The sequence below is a fragment of the Nocardiopsis sp. TNDT3 genome (assembly GCF_003427465.1).
Lineage (GTDB): Bacteria > Actinomycetota > Actinomycetes > Streptosporangiales > Streptosporangiaceae > Nocardiopsis > Nocardiopsis dassonvillei.
This window is the reverse complement of record NZ_QPFC01000046.1, coordinates 1-8,019: the sequence shown is the minus strand read 5'-3', so window position 1 is coordinate 8,019 and position 8,019 is coordinate 1. Positions and strand designations below refer to the sequence as shown.

Genomic DNA, 8,019 nt, shown 5'->3' with positions numbered 1-8,019 from the left:
GCCCTCCTCCCCCGCCGTCATCGACGCCCTGGCCTGGGTCCACGTCCGCGAGGGGCGCCTGCTGTGCGTCCGCACCGACGGAGTGGACCTGTTCTACCTGCCCGGGGGCAAGCGCGAGCCCGGGGAGAGCGACGAGGCCGCGGTGGCCCGCGAGGCGCTGGAGGAGGTCAGCGTCGTGCTGCGGCCGGACACCGTCCGCCGGATAGCGGTGATCGACGAGGCCGCCCACGCCCAGGGCCCGGGCACCCGTGTGCGCCTGTCGTGCCACACCGCCGAGTACGACGGCGAGATCTCGGCGGACAACGAGATCGCCGAACTGGCGTGGATCGGCTTCGCCGACCGCGGGCGCTGCGCCCCGGCGGTGCGCCGCCTCATCGAACTCCTCCATGCCGAGGGCACCGTCGTCTGATCCGGGCCCGGCCCCTCCCAGCCCCGGAAAAATGGGTGGCCCGCGCCCCTCCCCGCTGGTTACAGTCCGGATACTGTGCGGACACTTCCCCAGCCCACCGGCGTTCCCGAACGCCGTTCGGCCGACCGGTTCCTGTGGTGGCTCGCCCGGAAGGAGTGCCGCTCACTGCTGTGGGCCGGGACCACCACGGGCGCCTTCATGCTCACCGGCGTGCTCATCTCCGCCGCGCTCGGCGCCGCCCTCGACTCCGGGGTCACCCGAGGCGACCCGGACGCCCTCCTCGGCTGGTTCGGCGTCCTCAGCGCCCTCGTCGCGGTCTCCGTCGCACTCGTCCCCCTCTCCCACCGGGCCGACTGCTTCAGCTGGTACGCGTCCGCCTACCGCACGATCCAGGTGGTCACCAACCATTCCGTGCGCATGGGCCCCACGCTCACCCGGCGTCTGCCCTCCGGCGAGGTGGTGGCCGTGGGCACCGAGGACATCGACCGCGTCGGCGACTTCTACGAGACGGTGGGCCAGCTCCTGGCCGTCTTCGTGACGGTGGCCGCGGTCAGCGCCCTCATGCTCACCTCGCACGTCGCCTTCGGCGTCATCGTCCTGGTGTCGGTCCCGCTCATCATGGCGGGGATGGTCCCCCTGCTGAACCTGTTCTCCCGCCGCCAGGAGCACCAGCGCGACCGGCAGGCCGAACTCACCACCCTGGCCACCGACCTGGTCGCGGGCCTGCGCGTGCTCCGGGGCGTGGGCGGCGAGCGCACCGTGGACCACCGCTACCGCACCGCCTCCCAGGGGGTCCGCTCCGCCGCCATGCGCGTGGGCTGGGTGGACGCCGCCCTCAACGCCGTGCGCGAGCTCCTCCCGGGCCTCCTCCTCGTGGGCATCGTCTGGTACGGCGCGCGCCTGGCCCTGACCGGGGAGATCACCGTCGGCCAGCTCGTCGCGTTCTACGGCTACGCCGGAACGCTCTCCATGGCCGTGCGCCACCTGATGCGTTCCCTGTCCATGTACGTCTCGGCCCGGGTGGCCGCCGGTCGCGTGGTGCGCGTGCTGCGCCTGGAGCACGACCACCCCGACCCCGAGCGCCCCGAGCCGGAACCGGCCGGCCCCTGCGACCTGCACGACCCGGGCAGCGGAGTGACCCTCGCCGCGCACCGCACCACCGGCGTGGTCTGCGCCGACCCCGCCGACGCCACCGCCATCACCGAACGCCTGGGGCGCTACCGGGACGAGGAGGGCGCGCACGCCGCACTGGTCGAGACGGCCACGGGCCGGACCGTGCGCCTGCGCGACCTGCCCCGGTCCCGGGTGCGCCGCCGCGTCCTGGTGGCCGCCAACGACGCGCATCTGTTCTCCGGAACCCTGCGCGGTGAACTGTCCCCGGACCAGGGGATCTCCGACGAACGCCTGGCCGAGGTCGTGCGCGCCGCGCACGCCGACGACGTGGTGCGCCAGTCCGCCGCCGGACTGGACGCGCTGCTGACCGAGCGCGGCCGCGAGTACTCCGGCGGCCAGCAGCAGCGCCTGCGCCTGGCCCGCGCCCTGGCCCTGGAGCCGGAGATCCTGATCCTGGTGGAGCCCGCCTCCGCCGTGGACGCCCACTCCGAGGCCGCGATCGCCGCCGGGCTGCCCGCCGAGCGGGCGGGGCGCACGACCGGCCTGGTCACCACCAGCCCCCTGCTGCTCGACCACACCGACCACGTGCAGTTCGTCGAGGAGGGCCGCCTCACGGCCGAGGGGACCCACCGCGCCCTCCTCGCCGAGTGCCCGAACTACGCCGCCACCGTCCTGCGCGCCGTTCCCACGGAGGGGAAGCCATGACCCGGGCCGCCGACAACGCCGAGACCCTCGGCCCGCCGCAGGCGTCCGGAGTGTTCGAAACGCCCCGAGCGCCCGAGGCGGCCCGCGCACCCGGAGCGCCCGCCGATCCCGCCGCGTCCGCCGCTCCCGCGGAGCACCGCGCGGCGGGACTGCCGATCGCGCCGGTCGCTGCCGTGTGGCGGCGGCTGCGCCGTGCCGGGCGCGAGCACGGACGGCTGCTCGCCGTCGTCGTCCTGCTGTACGGGACGGCCGCGCTCACGGCGCTGGCCTCGCCCTGGATCCTGGGTCTGATCATCGACACCGTGCGCGCCGAGGGGGCGCCGTCCGCGGCCTCGGAGCAGGCGGCCTCGCGCGTCGACGTGCTCGCCTGGCTCATCGTCGCGGCGCTGGTGCTGCACGCCGGGTTCACCCTGGCCTCCGTGGCGGCCTCGATCCGGTTCGGCGAGAGCGTGCTGGCCGAGCTGCGCGAGGAGTTCGTGCGCGCGGTGCTCCGGCTCCCGATGGGAGTGGTGGAGCGGGCGGGCACGGGCGACCTCGTGGCGCGCACCGGCCGCGACATCGGCCACCTGAGCCACACCGTGCGCGTTTCGGTGCCGGTGATGGCGGTGAGCACGGTGACCCTGGTGGTCGTCACCACGGCGCTCATCGTCCTGCACCCTCTCCTGCTGCTGGCGTGGCTGCCGTCGGCGCCCGTGCTGTGGCTGTCCACGCGCTGGTACGCGCGCAGGGCCCCGGACGGGTACGTGCGCGAGCTGGGCACCTACTCGGAGCTGACCCAGAGCGTGACCGACACCGTGGAGGGCGCGCACACCATCGAGTCGCTGGGACGCCAGGCCCGGCGGATCGCGCTCAACGAACAAAGGGTGGGGCGGGCCTACGCGGCGGAGCGGTACACGCTGTGGCTGCGCTGCGTCTGGTACCCGCCGCTGGAGTTCGGGTACATGTTCCCGATCGCGCTGACCTTCCTGGTGGCTGGCCTGCTGTACGCCGACGGAGCGCTGAGCCTGGGCGGGATCGCCACCGCGGTCTTCCTCAGCAGGCAGATGGCGCGGCCCCTGGACCAGTTGCTGGACCAGGTGGACAGCCTGATGATGGGCTTCACGAGCATGCGCAGGCTGCTGGGCGTGGAGCTGGCCGGGGAACCGGAGGGGAGGGCGCGCTCCGCGGCGGACGCGGCCGGGACCGCCCGGCCCGGCGAGGTGCGGGTGGAGGACGTGCGCTTCGCCTACACCGACGCGGAGGTCCTGCACGGCGTCGACCTGGTGCTGGCGCCCGGTGAACGCCTGGCCGTGGTGGGTCCGAGCGGCGCGGGCAAGTCGACCCTGGGCAAGCTGATCGCGGGCGTGCACCCGCCCACCTCGGGCGCCGTCCGCGTGAGCGGTGCGCCGGTGTCGGGCCTGCCTCCCGAGGAACGGCGCGCGCGGGCGATCCTGCTGAGCCAGGAGAGCCACATGTTCCGGGGCACGATCGCCGAGAACCTGGCGTTGGCGCTGGACCGGCCCGAGGGCGCGGCCGAGGTGGACGAGGAGCGCCTGTGGGAGGCGCTGGCCGCCGTGGACGCCGAGCCCTGGGTGCGCGCGCTGCCGGAGGGGCTGGGCACGCGGGTGGGGTCGGGCCACGCCCCGCTGGACCCGGCGCACGTGCAGCAGCTGGCCCTGGCCCGCGTGGTGCTGGCCGACCCCGACGTGCTGGTGCTGGACGAGGCCACGTCCCTGATGGACCCGCGTTCGGCCCGCCACCTGGAACGCTCGCTGGCGGGGGTGCTGTCGGGGCGCACGGTGGTGGCCATCGCGCACCGGCTGCACACCGCGCACGACGCCGACCGGATCGCGGTGGTGGAGGACGGCCGGATCAGCGAGCTGGGCAGCCACGACGAGTTGCTGGCCCGCGGCGGCTCCTACGCCGACCTGTGGCGGGCCTGGCACGGCGAGGACTGAGGGGCCTCGGGCCGCTGCCGCCCGCGTGCTCGGGGGTGCCGCTGGCGCTGGGCCTGGAGGCCTTCTGCGCGGCTGAGGACGCGGTCCGCGCCCTCGGGAGTACCGCTGGCCGGAGCCGGAACCCGGCGGGCGTACGCCCCCGGGCCGCCGCTGCGTCCGCGCCCGGGTCAGGAAGGCCACTGGTCGGGGCCGGGGAACCTGGACGTGTCCAAATCGACGTCGAAGGGCTCCGGCAGCCGAATCTTCGCGCCGAAGTCCACGGTCGTGGCGTGGATGTAGCGGCCGTTGCCGGGCTGCTCGTAGAGGGTGACCGACGGCCCCGCCTCGTCCCAGGCGTCGATCAGCAGGTAGAGCGGGACCGGCGCGTGCGCGTAACCCCACAGCTTCTTCCTGCGGTCGGTGTCCCTGCTGCTCCGGGAGACGATCTCGACCACCAGTTCCGCCTCGTCCGCCGGGCAGGGGGTCCAGGAGGGGTCGGGGAGAACGTGCTCGGACATGACGACCAGATCAGGCATGTACAACTGCTCGACCGCTGGCAACTGAATTCCGAGGACCTGGTAGACACCCCGGTCATCGGGGATGGTGGCGAACAACGACCGGCTCACCCGGGACGCGATGACGTTGTGGGGCATGGACGGGGGCGCCACGAGCCGAATGCTGTCCTCATCGAGGATCTCCGCCCGCCAACCGTCGGGCACGTCCAGCTCTCGCCAGATGCCCAGCAGGTAGTTCCACCGCGACAGCCCCACCGCCGGGGCGGCTTCCGTCGTGGCCGGGCTCCTCCAACTCGTGCCTTCATACCGGAAGCGTAGGACTCCGCGCCCGCGTCCGTCCGACGCTTCGCGGAACAACCCGGCTTAGCACGAGGAAGAGCGCCGTGCCTCACCCCGGAAAAGGCGAAACCGGGCGACCCCCGAAGGGGCCGCCCGGTCGTCGCGGGCGAGGTCGCGTATCCGGACCTCAGACACCTGCGGGCCCGGGGGCCCGAGGTCTCACGGACCTACTAGAAGTCCATGCCGCCCATGCCACCGGTCGGGTCGCCGGCGGGAGCGGCGGCCTTCTCCGGCTTCTCGGCGATGACGGCCTCGGTGGTCAGGAACAGACCGGCGATGGAAGCCGCGTTCTGCAGAGCCGAGCGGGTGACCTTGGTCGGGTCGATGACGCCGTCCTTGAACAGGTCGGTGTACTCGCCGGTGGCGGCGTTCAGGCCGAACCCGGGCTCCAGGTTCTTGACCTTCTCCGCCACGACGCCGCCCTCGAGGCCGGCGTTGATCGCGATCTGCTTGAGCGGCTCGGCGATGGCGCGGCGCACGATGTCGGCGCCGATGGCCTCGTCGCCCTCCAGCTCCAGCTTCTCGAAGGCCGGGACGCTGGCCTGGAGCAGAGCGACACCACCGCCGGGCAGGATGCCCTCCTCGACCGCGGCCTTGGCGTTGCGGACGGCGTCCTCGATGCGGTGCTTGCGCTCCTTGAGCTCCACCTCGGTGGCGGCACCGGCCTTGATGACGGCCACGCCGCCGGCCAGGCGGGCGAGACGCTCCTGGAGCTTCTCGCGGTCGTAGTCGGAGTCGGTGCGCTCGATCTCGTTGCGGATCTCGTTCACGCGACCGGCGATCGCGGTGGCGTCACCGGCGCCGTCCACGATGGTGGTCTCGTCCTTGGTGACGACGACCTTGCGGGCGCGGCCGAGCATGTCGAGCTCGGTGCTCTCCAGCTTGAGGCCGACCTCCTCGGTGATGACCTGGCCGCCGGTCAGCACGGCGATGTCGCCGAGCTGGGCCTTGCGGCGGTCGCCGAAGCCCGGGGCCTTGACGGCGACGGACTTGAAGGTGCCGCGGATCTTGTTGACGACCAGCGTCTGGAGGGCGCCGCCCTCCAGGTCCTCGGCGATGACGACCAGCGGGCGGCCGGCCTGGAGGACCTTCTCGACAACCGGCAGGAACTCGTTGTTGTTCGAGATCTTGGAGTTGACGATGAGGATGTAGGGGTCCTCGAGGACCGTCTCCATGCGCTCCAGGTCGGTGGCGAAGTAGGGCGAGATGTAGCCCTTGTCGAAGCGCATGCCCTCGGCGAGCTCGAGCTCCAGCCCGAAGGTCTGGCCCTCCTCGACCGTGATGACGCCTTCCTTGCCGACCTTGTCCATGGCCTCGGCGATGGTCTCGCCGATCTGGGGGTCGCCGGCGGAGATCGAGGCGGTGGAGGCGATCTGCTCCTTGGTCTCGATGTCCTTGGAGAGGTTGCCGAGCTCCTCGTTGATGCGCGCGACGGCGGACTCGATGCCGCGCTTGAGGCTGATCGGGTTGGCGCCGGCGGCGACGTTGCGCAGGCCCTCGCGAACGAGCGCCTGGGCGAGCACGGTGGCGGTGGTGGTGCCGTCACCCGCGACGTCGTCGGTCTTCTTGGCGACCTCCTTGACCAGCTCGGCCCCGATCTTCTCCCACGGGTCCTCGAGCTCGATCTCCTTGGCGATGGAGACACCGTCGTTGGTGATCGTGGGGGCGCCCCACTTCTTCTCCAGGACGACGTTGCGGCCCTTGGGGCCGAGCGTGACCTTGACGGCGTCAGCGAGCTGGTTCATGCCGCGCTCAAGGCCGCGACGGGCCTCCTCGTCGAACGCGATCAGTTTGGCTGCCATTGAGTTCTTGTCCTCCCGTGACCGGGCTGATACGCGATGGGACGAGGCATGCGCCCGCGACGGACGACCGCGGAACCTCCCGGCAACCCTGCTGCCGGGAGCCGCGATCTCGCAGCCTCGATCCGGTTAGCACTCAGTGAAGGCGAGTGCTAACCAGTTCCCTTTTTAGCACTCGACCCCGGCGAGTGCAAACGATGTGGTCACGATTTCCCATCCCGGCATTTCCGCATCTACCTGCATAAACACCGTATGACATGCGGGTTTTCCGCGCTGAGCGGACGGAGCCGCGCACCGGTTCCCACCTCTCCCGGCGCGCGGCTCCGCTCCCGCTCCGACCCTGCTCCACCGCCCCCGGCCGGGCTTCGCCCCCGGCTCCGGACGGACCCCGGCCCGACCCCGACAGCGGCGCCCCGGTCAGGAGCTGAGGCGGCGCATCGCCCGCGACCCCCCGGCCAGCGCGGCGACCGCCAGCACCACCGCCACGGCCCAGCCGAGGGCGACCGAGGCGTCCCACTGCCCGGCGAACAGGGCGCGCTCGGCGTCCACCACGTAGGCCACCGGGTTGGCCCGCGAGAGCGCGTAAAGCCACGGCGGCGCCAGCTCCATCGGCAGCAGCACGCCGGACAGCAGCATCAGCGGCATGATCAGCGTCTGCACGATGGGCGCGAACACGTAGGTCTGCTTGACCGCCAGGGCCGCCAGGTAGGACAGCGTGGCCAGCCCGGCGCCCAGGACGGCGAGCAGGAGCAGCCCCACGACGGCTCCCGCCAGCGACGCCTCGAACCCGAGCGGCACCACCAGCACGAGGATGAGCACCATCTGCGCCAGCATCATCACCACGTCGCGCAGGACCCGCCCCAGCAGCAGCGACACCCGGCTCACCGGGGTGGCCAGCAGCCGCTCGTGCGCTCCGGAGGACATCTCCGGCAGCAGCCCGAACCCGGCGAACCCGGCCGTGAACAGGCCGAGCATCACCAGCAGGCCGGGGACGAACCACTGCCACGGGTCCTGCCCCTCGGCGCCGGCCAGCCCCGTCAGCAGGGGCGCGAACAGCACCAGGTACAGCACCGGTTGCAGCATGCCGAAGAACAGCATCGGCGGCCGGTGCAGGAACGGCCGCATCTGGCGGGCGAAGACGGTCACGGTGTCGCGCACCAGGCCCGGCCCCCGCGCCGCGGGCGCCCCGGCCGTCTCCGCCCCGGCCGCCGATGCTGTTCTTC

The 8,019-nt window shown here is 72.7% G+C and carries 6 protein-coding genes; 3 read left to right on the top strand and 3 right to left on the bottom strand.

The features are described 5' to 3' along the window. The 3 genes from DQW06_RS01270 to DQW06_RS01260 form a co-directional block, all read left to right on the top strand. Positions 1-409, top strand: a 409-nt coding sequence (locus tag DQW06_RS01270) for an NUDIX domain-containing protein (RefSeq protein ID WP_232832936.1), incomplete at its 5' end; no start/stop codon positions are given. A 75-nt stretch (positions 410-484) separates the two neighbouring features. Next, positions 485-2,227 (top strand): ABC transporter ATP-binding protein, encoded by a 1,743-nt coding sequence (locus DQW06_RS01265; RefSeq protein ID WP_013155196.1) that lies wholly within the window; start codon positions 485-487, stop codon positions 2,225-2,227. After that, the gene (locus DQW06_RS01260) at positions 2,224-4,164 is read left to right on the top strand and encodes an ABC transporter ATP-binding protein (protein WP_117197810.1); all 1,941 of its coding nucleotides are present in this window, start codon (positions 2,224-2,226) and stop codon (positions 4,162-4,164) included. The genes DQW06_RS01265 and DQW06_RS01260 overlap by 4 nt, the downstream gene beginning before the upstream one ends. A 167-nt stretch (positions 4,165-4,331) precedes the next feature. Here the strand turns inward: DQW06_RS01260 and DQW06_RS01255 are convergent, their stop codons facing one another. The 3 genes from DQW06_RS01255 to DQW06_RS01245 form a co-directional block, all read right to left on the bottom strand. Next, on the bottom strand, positions 4,332-4,913 hold the full coding sequence (locus DQW06_RS01255) for a Uma2 family endonuclease (RefSeq protein WP_370449039.1): 582 nt from the start codon (positions 4,911-4,913) through the stop codon (positions 4,332-4,334). A 254-nt stretch (positions 4,914-5,167) separates the two neighbouring features. Beyond that, a complete protein-coding gene (groL, locus tag DQW06_RS01250; RefSeq protein ID WP_013155198.1) occupies positions 5,168-6,799 on the bottom strand; it encodes a chaperonin GroEL in 1,632 nt (543 codons plus the stop codon). 414 nt (positions 6,800-7,213) lie between these two features. After that, positions 7,214-8,019, bottom strand: an 806-nt coding sequence (locus DQW06_RS01245; protein ID WP_370449038.1) for an ABC transporter permease, incomplete at its 5' end; no start/stop codon positions are given.

What these genes read in the sequence shown, in the direction of transcription:
- DQW06_RS01260 (WP_117197810.1), top strand. Translation starts at nt 2,224, where the DNA reads ATGACCCGGGCCGCCGACAACGCCGAGACCCTCGGCCCGCCGCAGGCG.
- groL (WP_013155198.1), bottom strand. Translation starts at nt 6,799, where the DNA reads ATGGCAGCCAAACTGATCGCGTTCGACGAGGAGGCCCGTCGCGGCCTT.